Origin of the sequence: Phycicoccus jejuensis (assembly GCF_000720925.1) — a bacterium.
Lineage (GTDB): Bacteria > Actinomycetota > Actinomycetes > Actinomycetales > Dermatophilaceae > Phycicoccus > Phycicoccus jejuensis.
The window spans coordinates 98,456-118,386 of the sequence record NZ_JOEE01000010.1 but is presented as its reverse complement, the minus strand read 5'-3'; the positions used below and the strand labels follow the sequence as shown (position 1 = coordinate 118,386).

Annotated in this window: 22 protein-coding genes and 1 pseudogene; 9 read left to right on the top strand and 14 right to left on the bottom strand. The window is 72.7% G+C overall.

Going from position 1 to position 19,931, the window contains the following annotated elements; genetic code table 11:
* The 3 genes from IG69_RS22250 to IG69_RS21795 form a co-directional block, all read left to right on the top strand.
* The coding region (locus IG69_RS22250) for an integrase core domain-containing protein (protein WP_157577508.1) at positions 1 to 82 on the top strand (82 nt) is incomplete at its 5' end.
* Between the two features lie 251 nt (positions 83 to 333).
* Positions 334 to 1,005: a hypothetical protein gene (locus IG69_RS22245; protein WP_157577708.1), complete on the top strand. Its 672-nt coding sequence runs from the start codon at positions 334 to 336 to the stop codon at positions 1,003 to 1,005.
* Positions 1,002 to 2,144, top strand: a complete 1,143-nt coding sequence (locus IG69_RS21795; protein WP_084696901.1) for a helix-turn-helix domain-containing protein — start codon at positions 1,002 to 1,004, stop codon at positions 2,142 to 2,144. Before IG69_RS22245 ends, IG69_RS21795 begins: the two co-directional genes overlap by 4 nt.
* 228 nt (positions 2,145 to 2,372) lie before the next feature.
* Here the strand turns inward: IG69_RS21795 and IG69_RS0117565 are convergent, their stop codons facing one another.
* The 3 genes and pseudogenes from IG69_RS0117565 to IG69_RS22800 form a co-directional block, all read right to left on the bottom strand.
* On the bottom strand, positions 2,373 to 3,032 hold the full coding sequence (locus IG69_RS0117565) for a Type 1 glutamine amidotransferase-like domain-containing protein (protein ID WP_030529474.1): 660 nt from the start codon (positions 3,030 to 3,032) through the stop codon (positions 2,373 to 2,375).
* A gap of 88 nt (positions 3,033 to 3,120) precedes the next feature.
* A pseudogene (locus IG69_RS22805) lies at positions 3,121 to 3,429 on the bottom strand (DUF4396 domain-containing protein); the annotation flags it as partial.
* A 15-nt stretch (positions 3,430 to 3,444) separates the two neighbouring features.
* Entirely contained in the window at positions 3,445 to 3,804 is a 360-nt protein-coding gene (locus tag IG69_RS22800; protein WP_211251039.1) for a hypothetical protein, read from the bottom strand.
* Between the two features lie 209 nt (positions 3,805 to 4,013).
* Here IG69_RS22800 and IG69_RS0117555 point away from each other — a divergent pair, with 209 nt between their 5' ends.
* Positions 4,014 to 4,271, top strand: coding sequence for a hypothetical protein (locus tag IG69_RS0117555; protein ID WP_030529473.1), 258 nt, complete (start codon positions 4,014 to 4,016; stop codon positions 4,269 to 4,271).
* Positions 4,272 to 4,377: 106 nt separating this feature from the next.
* Here the strand turns inward: IG69_RS0117555 and IG69_RS21295 are convergent, their stop codons facing one another.
* The 3 genes from IG69_RS21295 to IG69_RS0117540 are packed head-to-tail and all read right to left on the bottom strand — an operon-like array spanning position 4,378 to position 7,051.
* Positions 4,378 to 4,968: a GerMN domain-containing protein gene (locus IG69_RS21295; protein WP_051750708.1), complete on the bottom strand. Its 591-nt coding sequence runs from the start codon at positions 4,966 to 4,968 to the stop codon at positions 4,378 to 4,380.
* Entirely contained in the window at positions 4,965 to 6,344 is a 1,380-nt protein-coding gene (locus IG69_RS0117545; protein WP_030529471.1) for a HAMP domain-containing sensor histidine kinase, read from the bottom strand. The genes IG69_RS21295 and IG69_RS0117545 overlap by 4 nt, the downstream gene beginning before the upstream one ends.
* Positions 6,341 to 7,051 (bottom strand): response regulator transcription factor, encoded by a 711-nt coding sequence (locus IG69_RS0117540; protein WP_030529470.1) that lies wholly within the window; start codon positions 7,049 to 7,051, stop codon positions 6,341 to 6,343. Before IG69_RS0117540 ends, IG69_RS0117545 begins: the two co-directional genes overlap by 4 nt.
* Before the next feature lie 122 nt (positions 7,052 to 7,173).
* Here IG69_RS0117540 and IG69_RS0117535 point away from each other — a divergent pair, with 122 nt between their 5' ends.
* Genes IG69_RS0117535 through IG69_RS0117525 form a run of 3 tightly spaced genes read left to right on the top strand, consistent with a single transcriptional unit; the run spans position 7,174 to position 8,244 of the window.
* Positions 7,174 to 7,467 (top strand): STAS domain-containing protein, encoded by a 294-nt coding sequence (locus IG69_RS0117535; RefSeq protein WP_030529469.1) that lies wholly within the window; start codon positions 7,174 to 7,176, stop codon positions 7,465 to 7,467.
* Positions 7,461 to 7,952 carry a hypothetical protein gene (locus IG69_RS0117530; RefSeq protein ID WP_030529468.1) on the top strand — a complete coding sequence of 164 codons (492 nt, stop codon included), beginning with the start codon at positions 7,461 to 7,463 and terminating at the stop codon, positions 7,950 to 7,952. The genes IG69_RS0117535 and IG69_RS0117530 overlap by 7 nt, the downstream gene beginning before the upstream one ends.
* Positions 7,953 to 8,001: 49 nt before the next feature.
* Positions 8,002 to 8,244: a hypothetical protein gene (locus IG69_RS0117525; protein WP_030529467.1), complete on the top strand. Its 243-nt coding sequence runs from the start codon at positions 8,002 to 8,004 to the stop codon at positions 8,242 to 8,244.
* Positions 8,245 to 8,286: 42 nt separating this feature from the next.
* Here the strand turns inward: IG69_RS0117525 and IG69_RS23315 are convergent, their stop codons facing one another.
* The 4 genes from IG69_RS23315 to IG69_RS0117505 all read right to left on the bottom strand — a co-directional run bounded on the left by IG69_RS23315 (position 8,287) and on the right by IG69_RS0117505 (position 12,612).
* Positions 8,287 to 9,255: a cold-shock protein gene (locus tag IG69_RS23315; protein WP_030529466.1), complete on the bottom strand. Its 969-nt coding sequence runs from the start codon at positions 9,253 to 9,255 to the stop codon at positions 8,287 to 8,289.
* Between the two features lie 91 nt (positions 9,256 to 9,346).
* Positions 9,347 to 10,117: a hypothetical protein gene (locus IG69_RS0117515; protein ID WP_030529465.1), complete on the bottom strand. Its 771-nt coding sequence runs from the start codon at positions 10,115 to 10,117 to the stop codon at positions 9,347 to 9,349.
* Between the two features lie 9 nt (positions 10,118 to 10,126).
* Positions 10,127 to 12,220: a sensor histidine kinase gene (locus IG69_RS0117510; protein WP_030529464.1), complete on the bottom strand. Its 2,094-nt coding sequence runs from the start codon at positions 12,218 to 12,220 to the stop codon at positions 10,127 to 10,129.
* Positions 12,217 to 12,612, bottom strand: a complete 396-nt coding sequence (locus IG69_RS0117505) for a response regulator (RefSeq protein ID WP_051750707.1) — start codon at positions 12,610 to 12,612, stop codon at positions 12,217 to 12,219. Before IG69_RS0117505 ends, IG69_RS0117510 begins: the two co-directional genes overlap by 4 nt.
* 159 nt (positions 12,613 to 12,771) lie before the next feature.
* Between IG69_RS0117505 and IG69_RS21290 the strand changes: the two genes are divergently transcribed.
* Positions 12,772 to 15,858 carry a PAS domain S-box protein gene (locus IG69_RS21290; RefSeq protein ID WP_051750706.1) on the top strand — a complete coding sequence of 1,029 codons (3,087 nt, stop codon included), beginning with the start codon at positions 12,772 to 12,774 and terminating at the stop codon, positions 15,856 to 15,858.
* 16 nt (positions 15,859 to 15,874) lie between these two features.
* Positions 15,875 to 16,558, top strand: coding sequence for an AbfB domain-containing protein (locus tag IG69_RS0117495; protein WP_030529461.1), 684 nt, complete (start codon positions 15,875 to 15,877; stop codon positions 16,556 to 16,558).
* A gap of 39 nt (positions 16,559 to 16,597) precedes the next feature.
* Here IG69_RS0117495 and IG69_RS0117490 read toward each other — a convergent pair whose 3' ends face one another.
* From IG69_RS0117490 to IG69_RS0117475, 4 genes are all read right to left on the bottom strand, one after another.
* Positions 16,598 to 17,500, bottom strand: coding sequence for an amino acid ABC transporter permease (locus IG69_RS0117490; protein ID WP_030529460.1), 903 nt, complete (start codon positions 17,498 to 17,500; stop codon positions 16,598 to 16,600).
* Positions 17,497 to 18,162 carry an amino acid ABC transporter permease gene (locus IG69_RS0117485; protein ID WP_030529459.1) on the bottom strand — a complete coding sequence of 222 codons (666 nt, stop codon included), beginning with the start codon at positions 18,160 to 18,162 and terminating at the stop codon, positions 17,497 to 17,499. The genes IG69_RS0117490 and IG69_RS0117485 overlap by 4 nt, the downstream gene beginning before the upstream one ends.
* A 90-nt stretch (positions 18,163 to 18,252) precedes the next feature.
* Complete coding sequence (locus IG69_RS0117480; RefSeq protein WP_030529458.1) at positions 18,253 to 19,080, bottom strand: glutamate ABC transporter substrate-binding protein; 828 nt, start codon at positions 19,078 to 19,080, stop codon at positions 18,253 to 18,255.
* Positions 19,081 to 19,143: 63 nt separating this feature from the next.
* A complete protein-coding gene (locus IG69_RS0117475) occupies positions 19,144 to 19,884 on the bottom strand; it encodes an ATP-binding cassette domain-containing protein (protein ID WP_030529457.1) in 741 nt (246 codons plus the stop codon).
* Between the last annotated feature and the right edge of the window lie 47 nt (positions 19,885 to 19,931).

Genomic DNA, 19,931 nt, shown 5'->3' with positions numbered 1-19,931 from the left:
CTGGCTCGAGCAGTACAACACTCAACGACGCCACACCGCCCTCGGCGGACTCCCACCGACCAGCCGCCTGTCACCAACCTGATGGCCGGGTACATCTAGGCGGCGATGTGGGGCACTTCGCAGCCAGGATCAGGGTTCGCTCCAGACCACGTCCTGGCCATGTGACCCACGTGGTGTTGAGAGTCCCCGCGCTGAGGCGCTGAACCGATCCACCGGATCGGCCCAGTCGTCCCTCGATGGAACGTGGACGGGGTGTCAGTGGCGTGCCGTAGGTTCCTCTTTTGGCGCCACAAGTGTGGTAAGTTTTTGGGAACTTGAACGGAAGGGCTCCTGATGAGCACAGAGAACGCATCCACTGGCTGGGTCGGCACCCGTGTATACGAGGGAGACCGCACCGTGAGGCGGCTTGGAGAGCTTGGACTTGAGTTAGGGCTCCTGCGGGCCGCGGTTGTCGACGGTGATGAGGGGCGGGCCGCGTGCGGGCCGTTCCACCCGATCCAGTCGGCCGGTCAGCGGATGTGGAGTGAAACGACCGCTGGCCTTCGTCAACGGTGCATGAGCCGCAGCCGCGAGTGGAAGTTGGACCGCACCAACAATCTGGAGACCGTTGTGAACACACGTCTCCGAGTCGCGATCGCCGTGATGGGCGGAGACGAGTTCACCGGACATCGTGGCGCTAAGTTGCCGCGCGTGCGCCGTAAGCGCGGCCCGGCAACGCACGCGCGAGTGCGACAGAACCGTGATTGGATGCCGCGGCTCTTTGAGATGCCGGGCGATGGCGACGAGGACTTGGACCTCTCGTCTCTCCCGGTCTGGCTCTTGCTCGTGCGAGCGACTGATGAGGAACTGTACGTCGAGCTTTCGCTGCCGACCGAGGTGAACGCGTCGGGATACGTGACCGGCTGGGGTGAGCGGATCCTCCTGCCCAAGATTCCGACGACGGGTGGGGTTACCCCCATCGAGGAGGGCGACGACGACACCGGGTTTGCGGTCGTGGCGAAGTGATTGAGCTCGAATTCAATCCTGAGATTCTGACTCTCCTCCGGGAACGAAGGGGCTGGACGAAAGAGGAGCTGGCCGAGCGCTGCGGCGTCAGCCGACGCACGGTTACAAAGTGGGAGAACGGCGAGGTTGCCTCTCCTCCGGTTGACGTCCTTGCAGAGGTGTTTGGCGTGGGAGTCGGGCTGTTTGGTGACTCGGCGCTGCCGGAGCTCGGGGTGGACATGGTGAGCTTCCGAGCCCTCTCAAGCCTCGGCGCCAGGAAGGCCAAGCGAGTTGTTGCTGCGGCTCGTTTTGGTCTCGCGTTTAGCAACTGGCTAGACAGTCGATTTCACGCACCGTCAGCAGACGTTCCAGATTTGGACAGTCTCGCCTCACCTCGTGGCGGGAGAGACGTATCGCCCGAGGAAGCCGCGATGCTCCTGCGCGCAGCTTGGGGGCTACGCGATGCGCCGGTGTCGAACGTCCTGGGGCTGCTGGAGCGCCAAGGTGTCCGCGTTTTCAGCATCGACTCTCATGATCGTGAGGTAGACGCCTTCTCATTTTGGGCGCAGGCTCGTCCATACGTGTTCCTTAACCCCGACAAGAGCGGGGAGCGACTTCGGTTCGATCTAGCGCACGAGCTTGCACATCTCGTCCTACATAAAGAACTGACAACCAACCGGGCGAAGCACTTTGAGTATGAGGCCAATGAGTTCGCTTCGGCCTTCTTGATGCCTGCTGGGGGTGTCCTAGGGCAGGTCGCGACTGCAGCCAGGGAACTGCGCATGTCCGATGTGATGACAATGAAGAGGTCTTGGCGCGTCTCTGCCGTCGCCATGGTCCGGCGCCTGCATTTCTTGGGTGTAATTAACGAATGGACCTACCGAAACTGGATGGTGGAGCTGTCGTCGAAGGGCTTCCGTCGGGGTGAGCCAGATGGGATGCATCGCGAGCAGTCACGCTTGCTGGCTAGCGTCTTGTCAGAGAACCGCGGGTCCGGTGGCGCGATCAGGAAGATCTCCTCTGAGAGCAAGGTTCCTGAGGGAGAGCTAGAGGGCTTGATTGTGGGCCTGGCCGTCGTGCCTCTCAGTTCGCACGCGGGACAAACACGGAGGAGCGAGGGCGGACTTAGCAGTCCGGATTTGTTGCGCCTGCACACATAGGGCGCGTGGTCAGGCCGATCACTACCAGACGGCTGTACGCGTCTACGACGTGCTGGGGCAGCCACTATCAGACCATCGACGGATCCTTGAGGCGAGGCCGTCCCGAGGGACACTCAATCAACGACTGGAGTGGCCCTATGTGGGCGGTGTGCAGCGGGTTGCCTCACCGGCCACCGACGAGTCTCTGACGCAGCAGTTTGCGTTCCTGCGCCGCACGGGCAGGGACGGTTACGGCAGCCTCACCCAGGTGCCCTCGGAGACGACGTCGACAGAGTCGCCCACGACGGTGAGGGCTGTTTGGTCGTCGATGACGTAGGCCGGTCCGCCGATCGCGGTGGCCCACTGCTCGGCGTCGGCCATCGTGTTCGTCGGAAAGACGTCGAGGTGTGGGAAGAGGGAGAAGTCGACGAGCCCCAGCGTCCGGTCGTCGGGGGCGTCCGCCCACGCCACGAACTCGGACCCGATGCGCGGGGTCAGCACCATGCTGCCGGCGCTCACACCGACCCAGACCGTGTCCGTCAGCGAGGGCAGCAGGTCGGCGAGCCCGGACGTGCGCATCCAGTGGGCCAGGTACGTCGCGTCGCCGCCGTCGACGAGCAGGACGTCCGCGTCCCGCACCCACAGCACCCAGCGGTCCTCCCCGATGCTCGACAGCGCGGTGAGCTCGAGGACGCCCACCGAGGCCCAGCCCAGCGCGGTGAGACCCACGCCTTGGCGGTCGCCCGTGACGAACCCCCGGACCGAGGCGGGCCCGCACATCGGGTGACCCCACTGCGCAGTGGGGACGGCCAGCGCGCTGCACTCGTCGATCGGCTTGCCCAGCAGTCCGACCAGCGCGTCGCGGATGCTCTCGTTCGTGACGCCTCCGGAGGTGAGGAGCAGTTTCACGGGGTCTCCCGTCGGATGGTGGGCCGGGGTGGGTCGGTGTGCAGACCGGTGCCGGCCACCGGACTCATCGGCGTCGTCGCGGGCTGCGTCACATGCGCTCCTTGACGCCCCGGCGGACCAGCCACCAGGCCATCGGGTACGCCGTGGCGAAGCCGGCGAGCATCGCCAGCTGCATCACGCACCAGAAGACCGGCGAGGACGCCTCCGGCCGCACGCCGAGCAGCGGCTGGAAGACCCCGAACACGAGCAGCGCCATCATCCCGTACATGCCCACGTGCCACGCGGTGAGCGAGAGCGCGTCGGCCTTGAGCGCGGCGAGCAGCCCACGGCCGGGGGAGAGGTCGCGCATCGGCACGATCGCGAAGTACTGGAACGCGATCCCGATGGCGAAGGCCGCGACGAAGTCGAGCCCTCAGACGGCGAACATCCGGTCGGGGAGGAGACCGGGGTACCCGAACGGGACGAGCACGGAGGGCACGAGGAACGCGGTCGTCTCCGCGACCACGTCGCCCAGGGTGCAGCCCGCGCCGCAGTGCAGCGCCCCCTTGCCGACGGAGACCGCCATCGTCGGGTCGTCGCCGACCCCGGCACGCCCGTGGCAGCGGTAGAACCAGAGCGCGGCGACGCTGCCGAACAGCGCCGTCACCGGCCAGACCACGGCCATCACGCGCATGCGGGGCGGCCGGCGGACGACGTCGACGGCGATCCACACGCCGCAGGCCAGTGCCACGGCGAGCGACGCGACGGAGACGGCGGTCAGCCAGGTGGGCACGGGGCTCCTCGGGACGCGGACGGTGGGAAGGCAGCACGACCGTGATACCCCCGCCACCGGGCGTCGGAAGGACTGCGGAACCGTCCGAGCGCATTCGTCACGCAACCGCAAAGAAGCCGTCCGGTCGCTCGCAGCATCTCCTTGCCACTGTGGAGGAGTCAGACCGACCCGCCCACACGGAGCGGGTCCGAGCGAGACAGGGAGTTGACATGACCACCGGTTCCATCGTCCTCGAGACCAGCGACACCATCGACGAGCGCACCTCGCACGCCCTCGCCGCCGCCCAGCTCAAGGGGGAGTCGCGCGCCAAGGGACGCGCGCCGCGGCAGGTGGTCGAGTCCATCGCCCGCGAGATCCGGGGGATCGGGCTGCACCCGAACGTCACCGAGCTCTCGCGGCGCTACCAGGCGGGCGCCCCCCGCCTGCCGGAGTGGATCGAGGACGCGCCGGCCACCCGGGCGGGCTGAGCGCAGCCACCGCTTCCGGGTCAGAGGGGGGGGTCCGGAGCGGAGAGGGCCGGAGGCCGCGACGTGGTTCGTCCACCTCGCGGCCTCCGGCGCGCCGCCCGCGAGGTCAGGACGCCGAGGCAGCCGTCAGAGAGCGGTAGTCGTCGGCGGTGAGGGGGCGGTCGGTCAGGGCTCCACCGGGAAGGGGTGCGGGGACCGAGGCGCCGTCGGAGGTCAGCGTCACCTCGTCCACGCCGGGCACCGAGGTCACCGTCAGCACGAGCTGGCCGACCGCCAGGGTGAGCCGACCGGCCCCCGGGGGCAGGTCCTTGGTGCCGATGTCGACGACCGCCCTGCGCCCGGACAGGGCCACGAGGGAGACGGGCACGTCGGGTCCCAGGGCGGAGGAGCGGCCGGCCGCCCGGTCGTCCTCGGTCGGACCCGCGGTCAGGCGGGCCAGCGTGCGCCGCACGGTGTCCGCGGTGGACGAGCCCGGCGACACCGGCGAGGTCGGCACGAGGGCGTCTTCCCGGACGAGGAACGCGCGCCCTCCGCCGCGGTCCGCCTCGGTCGGCGACGGCTCCGGCGCCTGCGAGGGCGCGAGCAGGTCGTAGGGCACGCTCTCGAGCGTGGTCGCCGGCGAGCTGCGTGGGGCGCCGCAGCCGGCCAGCAGGACGGCAGCGGTGAGGAGGAGCGCCGCGCGGCGCCGGCCCGTCATGCCCCGGGCCCCGACGACGGCGCGAGAGGCAGGCCGAGCACGAAGGTGGCGCCGCCGCCCGATGTCTCCTCGCAGCGGACCCAGCCCTCGTGCGCCCGGGCGATCTCCGCGACGAGGCTGAGCCCCAGCCCCGAGCCGGGTGCCGACCCCCGCGACCCGACCCGTGCGAAGCGCTCGAACACCCGCTCGCGCTCCGCCGGCGGCACACCGGGCCCCCGGTCGACGACGCGCACGAGGACGAGGGAGTCCTCGCGGCGCAGCTCCAGCCGCTCGGCGCCGCCGCCGTGCAGGTCGGCGTTGTCGAGGAGGTTGACGACGGCGCGGTGGAGCTGGGCCTTGCTGCCGAGGACCGGGCCGAGGCCTGCGTCGGCGTCCACCGGCACGTCGGGGCGCGACGTCTCCGCGAGGGTGTGGCGCACCAGCTCCTCGAGGTCGACCGGCTCCGGCTGCCGCTCGAGGACCCCCGCGTCGAGCCGTCCCAGCTCGAGCAGGTGCTCGAGCGAACGGTGGAGGCGACGCACCTCACGGCGGACCAGCTGCGTGGCGGCCCGCCGACGCTCGGCGTCCCCCTCGGGCGCGGCGTCGAGGACGTCGATGCTCGTCATGAGCGTCGTGACCGGGGAGCGCAGCTCGTGCGCGACGTCGGCGGCGAACCGCGCGTCGCGCTGCATGCGTTCGTCGAGCGCCTCGACCATCGTGTTGAACGACCCGACGATGACGGCGAGGTCCGGGTCCGAGGTGCGGGGCAGCCGCGTCGTCATCCGACCGGCGGCGATGGCGGCCGCGGCGGACGCCACGTCGCGCAGCGGCGCCACCACGCGGCGGGACGCGGCGCCACCGAGCAGCGCCCCGGCCGCCGCCGTCACGAGGGCGAAGGAGCCGAGGACGACCGCGAGCGTGCGCAGGGTCGACTCGAGCTCGGTCGTGGGGGACAGCTCGTAGAACTGCACGCCGACGGCCGGGACGGGGACGCCGACCACGACCGCGGGCTCCCCACGCACCACCGTCCACGCGCGGGCGGCCGTGCCGTCGGCGACGAGCCCGCGGACGCGGTCCGGCACGTCGTCGGCGCCGGTCTCGAGCGAGGAGGTGAACCACTGCCCGCCGCGGTTGACGACGACGACGGCCCCCGGGGCCGGCGAGGTCTCGTCGAGGACGTCGCTCACCGAAGCTCCCGCGGTCAGCAGGCCCTCGCGCACGAGCGAGGCGTCGACGAAGGCCTGGCGGGCGGCCGTCGCCTCCCGCTGGCCGACGAGGTAGTGCCGGGCCGTCAGGTAGGTGCCGGCGGCGAGCAGCGCGGACACCGTGAGGGCGAGCAGGGCGAAGGACGCCGCGGAGGTGGCGCGGATGCCGAGGACGGGCAGCGTCGGCCTCACCCGGGGTCCAGCCGGTAGCCGAGGCCGCGCACCGTGACGAGCAGCGTCGGCTCCGACGGGTCGGCCTCGATCTTCGTGCGCAGGCGCCGGACGTGGACGTCGACGATGCGCTCGTCCCCGAAGTAGCCGCGGTCCCAGACCCGGTCGAGCAGGACCTGCCGGCTGAGGACGCGCCCGGCGGACTCGGCGAGCTCGCGCAGCAGGTGGTACTCCGTCACCGTCACGTGGACCTCGTCGTCACCGCGACGGACGCGGCCCGCGAGGGTGTCGAGGACGAGCGGTCCGTGGGCGGCGTCGAGGACCACGACACCACCGGACGGGGAGGCGGGTGCCGGCGCCGCCATCGGGGGCCGTCGCCGCAGGGCCCGCAGCCGCGCCCCGACTTCCTTGATCTCGAAGGGCTTGGTCACGTAGTCGTCGGCACCGGCCTCGAGGGCCGCGACGATGTCGTGCGTGTCGGCCTTGGCGCTGATGACGATGATCGGCACGTCCGAGCGCCGGCGGATCTCGCGGACGAAGCCGAAGCCGTCCATCCCGCCGAGCATGAGGTCGACGAGGAAGACGTCGACCTCGGCGAGCGACGGCTCCTGGAGGGCGTCCTCGGCGCTGGCGTGCGCGACGACGGCGTAGCCCTCGTCCTCGAGCGCCATCGACAGCGACGTGCGGATGCCGTCGTCGTCATCGAGCACCAGGAGCCTCACGGACATCCCGGCAGTCTGCCAGCACGCGACGCCCGGACCGCCTCGTGAGGGCGGTCGGCCGTGAGTCGTCACACGACTGCAAAGAAGCGGGCCGTCCCGTCGTCATCCCGCGCTGGGAGCCTCGCGGGATGACCACGACGAGCGCCGAGACGCTGACCGTCCACCTCGACGGGGCGGTGGCCGGTGGGGACCTGAGGAGGGTGCGCGAGGCGCTCGCCCGGGGGCTGCGGACGGGCCGGCCGGTGCGGGTCGACCTCTCGGGCGTGGAGCGGCCCAGCTCCGAGACCGTCGCGACCATCCTCTGGGCGCGCCGCAGCTGCGCCGGACGCAACGTCACCTTCTCGATCGTCGGGGACCGCGGGCCGACCCGCCGCGTGCTGCGCGGCTGCGGCGTCGTCGTCGAGGACGCGGACGCGTGCTGAGCCACGTGGTCGGACCGGCCCTCGTGCACCGGCACGCGGCCTGCGGCTGGACGGTCACGACGGTCGAGTACCCGGGCGGGGTGGCCGAGATCCGGCCCCGCACCCGCCTGACGCAGGTCGTCGTCAGCGACCGGACGGAGAGCGGCGGCGGCGTCGCCGGGGAGTGCTACGCGGCGGCCGCGTGCACCCACGACGGTGAGCTCGTCGTGGCGGTGCGGGCTGCGCCGCCGGCGATCGTCGTCACCCCCGGTGGCTGCTCGACGGCGCCGGCGGACGGTCGACTGTGGGACAGCCGCTTCCCGGTCGTCGGCGAACGACTCGTCCTCCTGTCGGCCGACGCGCTCGAGGCCGCGCCCGACCTGCTCGCCGAGGGAGTGCGCTCCGGGACCGGTGCGCTCGCGAGCGACGACCCGGAGGCACTGCTCCTCGCGCTCGTCGAGGCCGGGGGGCGGGGCGCCGGAGCCGTCATCGACACGACGCCCTGACCGACCGCGGAACAGCTCACCGTGCGGCGCGGCGCACTACGGTGGGCCGGTGCGAACCCGGGTGGTGGTCGGTGCGGTGCTCGTCGCGCTCGCCTGCCTCCTCTCCGCGGCGGTCCTGTGGGCCGAGCCGGTGGAGTTCGGGTGGTTCGCGTACGCGGGCCCCGTGGATGTCCTCTCGCCGGGGTTCACCGTCGTCACGCCACGGCGCGGGCTTGGCCTCGCCTTGACCGGCCTCGCCCTGGTGCTGCTCGGTGCGGCCGGGGGAGCCCTCCTCGGGCGGCGCCGGGGCTGAGCGGGTCCCGACTCGACGGCGACCGCCGAGCGGGCCTGCGGCTCAGAGGAGCTCGACGCGGTCGGCCTGCGGTCCGCGGTCGCTCTGTCGCACCTGGAAACGCACCCGGTCGCCCTGGTAGAGCGCCTCCGCGCCGCGGATGACGGACACGTGGACGAACAGGTCCGGCCCGCCGGCGTCCGGGGCGATGAAGCCGAAGCCGCGCTCGTCGTCGTACCGGGCGACGACGCCCGTGCCGCCCCGTGCAGGCGGGGCCGAGGACTCCCGGCGGTCGGACCGTCCGCGGTCGGGCCGTCCGCGGTCGGAGCGCCCACGGGCGGACGGTGCGGGCGCGCTCCGGCGAGCCGGGCGGCCGGCGAGGCGCACGTCGCGGGCCTGCGGCCCCTTCTCGCCCATGACGACGTCGTAGGTGACGCGGTCGCCCTCCTCGAGCTCCTGGAGGCCGTCGGCCAGCTCACGGACGTGGACGAACGCGTCGGGCCCACCGTCCTCCGGCGTGATGAACCCGAACCCCTTGTCCCAGTCGTACCAGGACACGGTGCCGTCGGCCCCGTCCGACGCCGGGCCGGACCCGGCGGCCTGTGCGGCGAGGGGGAGGAGGTGGTCGGCCTGCGGCCCCTTCGGCCCGTCGACGACGAGGAAGGCCACGCGCTGTCCTTCGGACACGACGCCACCGCCGACGACGGCGGAGGCGTGGAGGAAGACCTCGGCGTCACCGTCGTCCGGCGTGACGAAGCCGTAGCCCTTGGTGGGCTCGTACCAGGCGACCGTGCCGAGCACGCCGAGCGTCGACTCGTCGCGCTCGGCGACGACGCGGACGCGGCGGGCGATCGGGCCGCGGTCGCCCTCCCCGACCTCGAGCTCGACGACCTGGCCCTCCCGCAGCACTCGCGTCCCGTCACCCCCGACGACGTCGGACGCGTGGACGTAGAGGTCCTCGGCGTCCTCGCCGAGGGCGATGAAGCCGAAGCCCCGGTCGGCGTCGAACCAGCGGACGGTTCCTTCGGTCACGGTGACTCCTCGGCGGTGCGTGGACGGTGCCCGCCCATTGTCGCCGACCGGCGGGGTGCGCGCGTCCACCGGTCCCGCCGGACCGTGACCGTCAGCCGGCCGCGGAGACCTCGTCCGCTGCGGGGGCGTCCGGCACGGCGAGGGTGCCGCGCTCCTCGCGGGCCCGGGCCGCGGCCATGACGGTCGCGAGGTCGGCGCCGAAGGTGTCCACGCCGGCGGCGTAGGTCAGCAGGAGGCGGTCGAGGTCGGCCATCGGGGTGGTGAGCTTGAGCTCGAGGGAGTCGGGGAGCGTGCCGGCGAGGCGGGCGAGCACCCGGGTGTCCGGCCGCGTCCCTCCCACCTCGAGGGAGTCGAGCCCGACGTGGGCGGCGACGGCGACCACGTCGTCGACCCGGTCCTCCGCGAGCCCGACGAGGTGGAGCCGCAGGTCCGCGGTGGCGGCGCGGGTCAGGTCGCGCAGCGTCTCGAGCCGGGACACGACGGTCCGCAGATGCCGGCGGTCGAGGTCGTCGAGGGCGGCGGTCACCCGGACCTGGTCGGCGCCGTCGGCGACGGCGTCCTCGGCCTGCGCGAGGAGCAGCTGGAACGAGCACCAGTCGCGCAGCGGCTCCGTGGACTCCAGGTGGGCGGTGACGCGCTGGGCGTCCGGGAGGAAGGACCGGACCGCCGCCACCCGCTCGGGCACGCAGGTCACGCCGCGCAGGCCGTAGGCGGCAGCCCGTCGCGAGCTCCGTTCCACGTCGAGGAGCGAGCACCAGTCGGGGGAGGTGTCCTCCTCGAGCAGGGCCGCCACCGCGCCCGCGGTGAGCGGGCGCCCGTGGCGGTCCCGGCGGGTCGCCGGGAGGGTGTGACCGGGCATCATGGCTGCTCCTCAGGCCGGGACGACGGCCCGGCGTGCACGGACCTCGCGCAGGGTGTCGATGGTGTGGGCGACGGCCGCCGCGGCGTCGGCGTCGGAGGCCCCGAGGACCTCTGCCGCGGTGTCCTCGGCGGTGGGCAGGACGACGAGGACGGGGACGCCGGCCAGACGGGGGGCCGCGAGGCAGGAGCGGAGCAGCCCGCTGCGGTCGTGCGCGGCGAGCGGCGCGTCGACGACGACGAGGTGGAAGTCGTGGTGGTCGACGACCGCCGACACCTTCGCCGCCCGGGTCACGGTGCGGCACAGGAGGCCCCGGTCGGTGTAGCGCTGGCGCAGCTCCTCGGCGCGGTCGGCGGTGTCGGCGAGGACGAGCGCCCGGCGTGACCCGGCGAGCAGCTCGGCCACCGAGGTCCCCTCGGGCTCGGTCGACGGGGCGGGACCTTCCCCCGCGCGGACGCCGTCCGGGCCGGCGACGAGCACGACGGGCACGTCGGCCAGCTGGCGGTCGGCCTGCAGTCGCTCGACGAGGTCCCAGCGGGGCTCGCCCGGGACGCGGTCGCCGGCCACGACGGCGGTGGGGCGGCGAGCGGCCGCGGCGGCGGCCACCGTCGCGGGGCCGGAGCGGCTCACGACGTCCGCGGGAGCGGCGCCGAGCAGGCCCGCGACCCGGTCGGCGGCGGCGCCGTCCGTGTCGACGACGACGACGCCGGCCGTCGACGGCGGTGCGTCGTCGGAGGCCGGCACGGGCAGCGGCAGCTCGAGCGTGAGGGTGGTCCCGGCGTCCGGCCGCGAGGTGGCCGCGACCCGGCCCCCGTGGGCCTCGACGATCGCCCGGCTGATGCTCAGGCCGAGGTTGGCCCCGTCGCCGCCGCGGCCGGATGCCGGGCCCGACGTGCCCGTCGAGCGGTCGAAGAGGGTCGCCAGCGCGGCGGTGGACACGAGCGGCCCGAGGTCGGTGACGGCGATGACGGCCGTCGTGTCGCGGATCTCCGCGGACACGCGCACCGAGCCGTCGACCGGGCTGTGCCGGACGGCGCTGCCGAGGACGTTGACGAGGGCCTGGACGAGCCGGTCGGCGTCCGCCATGAGGTGCGTGGGTCCGGCCGAGGTCACCCGGATCCGGACGTTGCGGCTGTCGGCCTGGGGTTCGACCTCGTCGACGGCGGCCCGGACCACCTCGTCGAGGTCGACGGGGACGAGGTCGAGGGTGAGCCCGTCCGAACCGGTGCGGGCGCGCTCGAGGTCGAGGACGCCGTTGACGGTGCGGACGAGGCGCTCGGTGCCGCTGAGGGCGACGCTGGCCATCCGGTGGACCGCCGGGCTCGCCGGACCGGCGGCGCCACCGGTGATGAGCCCGAGCGCGCCGCGGATGGAGGTCAGCGGCGTCCGCATCTCGTGGCTGACGACCGAGAGGAACTGGGCCCGCAGCAGCTCGGCGTGCCGCTCCTCGGTCACGTCCTGGAGCGTGCCGCGCAGGATCCCGCCCGGCGCGTCGACGCGCGCTCGGACCCGCACCTCGAGGAGGTCGCCGCGCGGCGCGGAGACCCGGCAGGTGAAGTCGACGGGTTCACCGGTCTCGGTGCTGCGGCGCAGCTCGGGTACGGCGAGGCGGTCGCGGTCGTCCGGGTGCACAGCCTTCAGGACCTGTTGCGTCGTGAGGTGGCCTGTGGTGGAACGGATCCCGAGGATCCGTCGGAACTCCGGGCTGACGGTGACGTCATCGGACGTCGGGTCCCAGGACCACGAGCCGACGTGCGAGAGCGACTGCGCGGCTTCCATCTCGACGGCGGCGGCGCGGGCGGCGCCGGCGGCGGAGCGGAGCCGTCCCGCCTCACGGTCGACGTCGCGCAGCAGCGACCGGCAGGCCAGGAGCGCGACCACGGCCCCGGCGGCCGAGGCGACGACGGCGACGAGGGCGAGCGCGGCCCGTCCGCCCGAGCCGGTGTCGGGCGCCCCGAGCAGGGCGAGGACGGCCCCGAGGGCGAGGACGGACGTCACGAGGGCAACGCCGAGCGAGCGGGTCAGGCGTCGACGGCCCCGGGCCGCCCACGCCTGCGGTGGGTGCCCGAGCTCGTCCGGCGTGGTGGTCGAGGGTGTGGTGCTCATGCGCGGACCAGCACCTCGCGGAGGCGGTCGGGCAGCGTCATCGGGTCGAAGGGCTTCTCGAGGACCGCGAGGACGGAGGTGCCGTCGATGCCGTCCCGCACGGCCTCGCCCTTGGCCGTGAGCACGACGACGGGGAGCGCCGAGGCACCGGGCAGGCCGTTGATGGCCCGCGCCGTCTCGGCGCCGTCCATCCCCGGCATCATCATGTCGAGCAGCACCAGGTCGGGCAGCCGGAGACGGCAGGCCTCGACGGCGTGGGTCCCGTCGACGGCCGTCTCGACGGTGAACCCTCCGACGGCGCGCAGGCTCAGCGACGCGACCTCGAGGACCAGCTCGTCGTCGTCGACGACCAGCACGTGCCAGGGGGAGTCCGTTCCCTCTGAGATGTTCATGGCGGCAGTGTGAAGGACCGGTCAAGGCCGTGTCTGCGGAAACTCTGGGGGACAGCCGTTCGGCCAGTGTCTGCGTGCGCGAGGCATCAGGAGGCGGGGGCGCGACCTACGCTGCCGCCTGACCGGCGAGGTGGTCGTCCGGTGTCAGGAGGGGCCTCGATGCCAACGGAGACGGCGGTCCGCGCGCCGGCGGTCGACCGCGTCCCCGCGCGGCGGGTCATGACCTACCGGTCGGTCCCGGGCGCCCGGGGGCAGTTCGTGTCGGTGGGCGGTGGCGTCCGCGAGATGTTCGGGCTCGACCGCGACGAGCTGCTCGCCGACGTCGACTTCTGGGAGTCGCGCCTGCACCCGGCGGACCGCGACGCGGCGCTGCTGCGGGAGGAGGCGGGGCTCGAGCTCGGGGTCCTCGTCTCCGAGTACCGCTTCGTGCGGCACGACGGCCGGCTGGTGTGGGTGCTCGACGAGGCGACCGTCGTCGAGGACCCCGTCCACGGCCCAGTGTTCGACGGGGTGTTCGTCGACGTGACCTCGTTGCGGCGCTCCGAGCTCAAGGTGGCGGCGCACGGCCGGCTCGTCGACCTCACCAGCGCCGGGAGCACCCTGGGGGAGGCCCTCGAGCCGCTCGTACACACGGCGATGGAGCTGTGCGCGGCCGAGCGCTGCGAGGTGTCCTTCCGCGACGGCCTGCACGTCTCGGTGACGGCGGCGGCGTTCGACGCAGGGGCGGCCGTGCCGGAGGACGTGACCCGGACCGGGTCGCGCGGCGAGTCGGTGCGGCTCGTGGCGATGCCCTCGCCCGAGACCGACGACACGCTGGAGTGGCTCGAGCTGATGACCCTGCGGGCCCAGCGGATGCTCGAGGACCGCGCCCGCTCCCTGGAGTCGGCGGCCCTGCTCAGCGCCACGCTCGAGTCGACGGTCGACGGCATCCTCGTCGTCGACCGGCACGGCCGGCTCGCGGGGTGGAACGAGAAGTGGGCCACGATGTGGCGCGTCCCGCCGGCGCTGCTCGCGGCCGGCGACGACAAGGCGGTCCTCGACGCGGTCGTGGCCCAGGTCGCCGACCCGGTAGCCTTCAAGGCGCGCATCGAGTACCTGTACTCCGCGACCGAGGAGACGAGCTTCGACGAGATCCTCTTCGAGGACGGCCGTGTCTTCCAGCGCTACTCGCGACCCCAGTCCGTCGACGGGGAGGTCGTCGGGCGGGTCTGGAGCTTCCGGGACATCACCGACGGGCGCGCGCTGCAGGAGGCGCTCTCGTCGCAGCAGCAACGGTTCCGGATGCTCGTCGAGCAGGTCAGGGACCACGCGATCGTCCACCTCGACGAGGACGGCGTCGTCACGAGCTGGAACGCGGGCGCCACGCAGGTGTTCGGTTACGAGGCGGCCGAGGTGGTGGGCCGGCACGTGGCCGTCCTGCACCCGGGCGAGGGTGGAGTGGCGTCCGAGGAGATCCTGCGCCGGGCCCGCGCCGAGGGGGTCTCGCGCGACGAGGGCTGGCGGGTGCGACGGGACGGCTCGCTCGGCTGGATGAGCTCGACCGTCACCGCGCTGCGCGACGCCCGGGGCGGGCTGCAGGGCTACGCCGAGGTCGCCCAGGACCTGACCGACCGGCGCGCCGCGGCCGAGGCCCTGCGCGCGCAGCGCCAGGTCCTCGAGCTGCTCGGCACCGTCGCGTCCGCGGCGAACGCCGCGCCGGACGTGGAGTCGGCCGTGCAGCAGACCCTCCGGGCGCTGCTCGACCTCGGGGGGTGGGACCTCGCGCACGCCTGCCTCGCCCCGGACGGCGCGCCGTCCGGCGACGGCCGGTCGGACGGACGCCCCTGCGGTGCGGACCCGACGCACCTGTGGCTCGCCGTCGACGGGCTGTGCACCGAGGGCCTGCGGCGCGAGGTCGAGACCGCCGGCGTCGCCTCCCTCCCGGTCGTCGCCGAGGCGATGCGGCGCGGCGGTCCCGCCTGGGAAGCGGTCGACGCGTCGGACGGCTCGGCCTCCGCGCACGCCGTCCGCGCCCTCGGGCTGCGCACGGCGATGGCGCTGCCGATCACGGTCAGGGACCGGACCGTCGGTGTGGTGCAGGTGTTCTCGCGCGAGGAGACCGAGGTCGAGCCCGGCCTGCTCGACGTGATGGCGCAGGTCGGCGTCCAGCTCGGGCGGAGCGTCGAGAGGCACCATGCCGAGGCCGAGCTCGCGGCCCGGGCGGCCGACCTGCGCGACCTCAGCGACCGCCTCTCGACGGTGCTCGACTCGGTCGAGGAGGGCATCTTCGGCGTCGACGACCACGGCGTCGTCACCTTCGTCAACCGGGCCGGCGCGGACCTGCTGGGGCTGGCGCGGGAGGACGTGCTCGGCAGCCTCGACACCGACGTGCTGAACCGCCCGAGCGCCCCGGACGAGGCGATGTCCGACCCGCGGCTGCCCACGCGCGCCCGCCACGTCCGACCCGACGGCACCTCCTTCGCGGCCGAGTGGATGGTCTCACCGATGCAGACCGGCCGCGGCGCGGTCGTCATCCTGCGCGACGTCGAGGCCGCCCGGGCGGTCGAGCGGATGAAGGACCAGTTCATGGCGATGGCCAGCCACGAGCTGCGCACCCCGCTCACGTCGCTGCGCGGGGCGCTCGGGCTCCTCGGGGGCGGCGCGGTCGGTGAGCTGCCGGCGCCGGCGTCCCGGCTCGTCGACGTCGCGACCGCGAGCGCGGACCGGCTCGTGCGGCTCGTCGGGGACATCCTCGACACCGAGCGGCTGCGGACCGGGCGGATCGTGCTGCGCCACCGTGACGAGGTCGTCGAGGACCTCGTCGCGTCGGCGGTCGCCGACTCCTCGACCGCGCGGGGGGCCACCGACGTGGTCGTGCACGGCGGCGCCGAGCCGACCCCGGTGCACGTCGACCCCGACCGCGTCGTGCAGGTCGTCACCAACCTGCTCGTCAACGCGGCGAAGTTCTCCCCGGCCGGGGCGCCGGTCACGGTGCGGGTCTCGCACGACGCGCGGTGGGTGCGGGTCGAGGTGCAGGACGAGGGGCCGGGCATCCCGGCGGGCATGGAGGAGCGGATCTTCGAGCCGTTCGTCCAGGCCGACGCCAGCGACACCCGCGCGCACAACGGGTCGGGCCTCGGGCTGGCCATCGCCCGCGACATCGCCCGACTCCACGGCGGCGACCTGACCGGCCGCACGCGCGCTCAGGGCGGTGCCTGCTTCACTTTCACGCTGCCCCTGCCGGGGACGGGTCGCACCTCCGGCTGAGCGCGACGACGAGGATGTGCTCGTCGCTTCGGACCCGTCCGTCACGACGAGCTCGGGCCTGTCGCAGTACTGGCGGATCGGCAACGGGGGGCACGGGGTCCTGGCTTCGCGCTGGCCGGGTGAGGCGTCGAGCACGGCCCTCGCGGGCAGCCTCGCCTTCGCGTCCTACTACACGTCCGCGCTGACGCCCACCGACGTCCCGCGGCACCACGCCGCCGGTCGGACCGGACCGCCGACGAGCGGCCGTTGGTCGTTCTCGCGGTCGACGGTCGGCGACAGCACCTCGTACCTGAGGCACTGGGCCTTCCGCCTCTACGTCGACCCCATCTCCATGAGCGACCCCGTCGGCACCTACGACTCCACCTGGACCCTGGAACCGGGGCTCGCGGACGCCCGGTGCGTCTCGTTCCGGTCGACGAACTACCCGGACCGCCTGATCCGGCACACGAGCGAGATGCGGATGGTCATCGAGGTGCCGGACGGGACCTCGGCGTGGAGGCAGTCGGCGACGTTCTGCCCGCACCTGGGCAACAACGGTCAGGGCACCTCGTGGTCGGCGTACGACGCCCCTACCCGCTACTGGCGCTCCTACGGCAACGAGGTGTGGCTGGCCTCGGACGGCGGCCCGAACTGGTTCGACGACCACACGAACTGGGCCGACGAGACGAGCTGGAACACCCGTCCGCCCGTCGTGCCCTGAGACCTCGGTGCCGCCCCATCGCGGGGCGGCACCGAGACGTCAGCGGGCGCTGCTGCTCGTGGCCTCCGCGGTCGGCACCGTGTCCGAGGGCACCGCCGCCGAGCGGGGCGTACCGGCCGAGCGACCGCGCCGGCCGAGCCAGCGTTCCACGCGGCCCGCGAGGACGGTCAGCGCGTAGTTGACGAGCACGAACACCGCCGCCGCGACGATGTACGCCTGCAGCGTGTTGGCGTACGCGGACCCCAGCGTCTTCGCGGCGGTGAGGAGCTCCGGGTAGAGCACGACGGTGCCGAGCGCGGTGTCCTTGAGGACGACGACGAGCTGCCCGACGAGCGCGGGCAGCATCGCGCGCAGCGCCTGCGGCAGCTGGATGCTGCGCAGGGTCTGGCTGGGGGAGAGGCCGATCGAGAGGCCGGCCTCGGCCTGCCCGGCGGGCAGCGAGTGCACGCCCGAGCGCACGAGCTCGGCGATGACCGAGCCGTTGTAGAGCGTCAGGCCGACGACGACGGCGGCCATCGGGGCGTACTGGTTGGGCAGCCACGTCGCGGTCGCGAAGTAGCCGAAGAAGAGGAAGACCATCATGAGGAGGACCGGCACCGAGCGGAAGAACTCCACGACGACACCGCTCACCCAGCGCACCGCGCGCACGTGCGAGAGGCGGCCCATCCCGAAGACCAGGCCGTACACGCCCGCGAGGACGACCGACGCGGCCGCGGCCTTGAGGGTCTCCCAGAAGCCGGGGAGCAGGTACTCGGTCCACACGGCGGGGTCCGTGACGAAGGGGGTCCACAGGGCCGGGTCGAGCTGGCCGGCCTCCGACATCTTGCGGTAGACGATCCACCCACCGGCGACCACGAGGAGGACCCCGATGACCGTGAGGACGCTGTGCCGCAGTCGGGCCCGCGGACCGGGGGCGTCGAAGAGGACGCTGTCGCTGCTCATCGCTTGACCGCCAGACGTCGGGAGAGGGAGGTGACCGCGAGGCCGATCGGCAGCGTGAGGATGACGAAGCCGAGGGCGAAGAGGAAGAACGTCGGCAGGCTCGCGCCCTCGTTCTCGGTGATCTGCGCGAGGAGGCCGGCGGCCTCGGCGGTGCCGAGGATGACCGCGGCCACCGTCGTGTTCTTGATGAGCGCGATGAGGGTCGAGCCGAGCGGCGCGATGGCGCCACGGAACGCCTGCGGCAGCAGCACCTCGCGCATCGACTGGCCGAAGGTCAGCCCGATGGAGCGGGCGGCCTCGGCCTGCCCGGCGGGGATGGTGTTGACGCCGCTGCGGATCGCCTCGCAGACGAAGGCCGCGTGGTAGACCGACAGCATGATGACCGCCCACCAGTAGGAGTCGCGGGCCTGGTCCTGGCTCAGCTGCAGCCCGAGGATGATGCTCATCCCGAGGATGCTGAAGACCATGAGGAGCGTCAGCGGCGTGTTGCGCAGGACGTTGACGTAGAACGCCCCGAGGGCCCGCAGGACGCGGACGGGGGAGACGCGGAAGACCGCGAGCACGGTGCCGATGACGAGCGAGCCCAGCGCGGAGAGCACGGAGAGCTGGATCGTCACCCAGAAGGCACCGAGGATGTCGTAGTTGCCGATGATGTCGCCCATCACCTCACCTTTCGGCCGGGGCGGTGGCCCTCGGGACCGGCACCGCCCGCCCCGAGGGGCGGGCGGTGCGCGGGTCCGGACGGGCTGCGGTCAGGAGCAGGCGTCCGGGGTGGGCGGGTTGCCCGCCGGCGGCTTGTAGCCCGCCGGGCCCAGGTTCGCGTCGACGATCTTCTGCCAGTCGCCGTCGGTGATCATCTTGTTGATGGCGTCGGTGACCTTCTGGCAGGTGGCGGTGTCGCCCTTCTTGAGGCCGATGCCGTAGTTCTCCTGCGAGAACGGCTGGCCGACGACCTTGAGCTTGCCCTTGTACTGGTCCTGCGCGGCGTAGCCGGCGAGGATCGTGTCGTCGGTGGTCAGCGCGTCGACGCCGCCGGAGACGAGCGCGGTGACGCACTCGGAGTAGGTGCCGAACTCGCGGAGGTTGACGCCCGCGACCTCGTCCTTGACCTTCTGCGCCGAGGTCGAGCCGGTGACCGAGCACAGCTTCTTGCCGTCGAGGCTGTCGGGGCCGGTGATGGAGGAGTCGTCGGCCCGCACGAGGAGGTCCTGGCCGGCGACGAAGTACGGTCCGGCGAACCCGACCTTCTCCTTGCGCTCGTCGGTGATCGAGTAGGTCGCGACGATCATGTCGACCTGGCCGGTGCTCAGCAGGTTCTCGCGCTGGGCGCTCGGGGCCTGCACCCACTGGATGTCGCCCTCCTCGTGGCCGAGCTGCTTGGCCACGTACTTCGCGACGTCGACGTCCATGCCGGCGTAGTCGCTGCCCTTCTTCAGGCCGAGACCGGGCTGGTCGAACTTGATGCCGATCTTGATGCCGTCGCCGCCGGAGCCCTCCCCGCCGTCGTCGGAGCCACAGGCGCTCGCCGTGAGCGCGAGGACCGCCGCCGCGGCGACGAGTCCGATCCGGGTGCTCTTCATGTCGGTGTTCCTCCTGGTGTTGGTCGACTCGTGGTCGTCGGGTGGCCCGGTCGGCCGCCCCGGTCAGTGGGTCAGGATCTTCCCGAGGAAGTCCTTGGCGCGGTCGCTGCGGGGGTTGGTGAAGAACTCCTCCGGCGTGTTCTCCTCGACGATCTGCCCGTCGGAGAGGAACACGACGCGGTTGGCGGCCTTGCGGGCGAAGCCCATCTCGTGGGTGACGACGATCATCGTCATGCCGCTCTTGGCGAGCTCGACCATGACGTCGAGGACCTCGGTGATCATCTCGGGGTCGAGCGCGGAGGTCGGCTCGTCGAAGAGCATGACCTTCGGGTCCATCGCGAGCGAGCGGGCGATCGCCACGCGCTGCTGCTGGCCGCCCGACAGCTGCGCGGGGTACTTCTGCGCCTGGTGCGCGACACCGACGCGCTCGAGCAGCTCGGTGGCGCGCTTCTCGGCGTCGGCCTTCTTCATCCCGCGGACCTTGATCGGCCCGAGCGTGACGTTCTCGAGGATCGTCTTGTGGGCGAAGAGGTTGAAGGACTGGAAGACCATCCCGACGTCGGCCCGCAGCGCGGCGAGCTCCTTGCCCTCCTCGGGCAGGGCCTTGCCGTCGATGGTGATCGAGCCGGACTCGAAGGTCTCGAGGCGGTTGATCGTCCGGCAGAGGGTGGACTTCCCGGACCCGGACGGTCCGATGAGGATGACGACCTCGCCGCGGCCGACCTCGAGGGTGATGTCCTTGAGCACGTGGAGGTCACCGAAGTGCTTGTTGACGTCCTTGAGGACGACCAGGGCTTCGCTCATGCACAGGGAACCTACTGATGCCGGTGCGGTTCGTGGCAAGCCGGGGT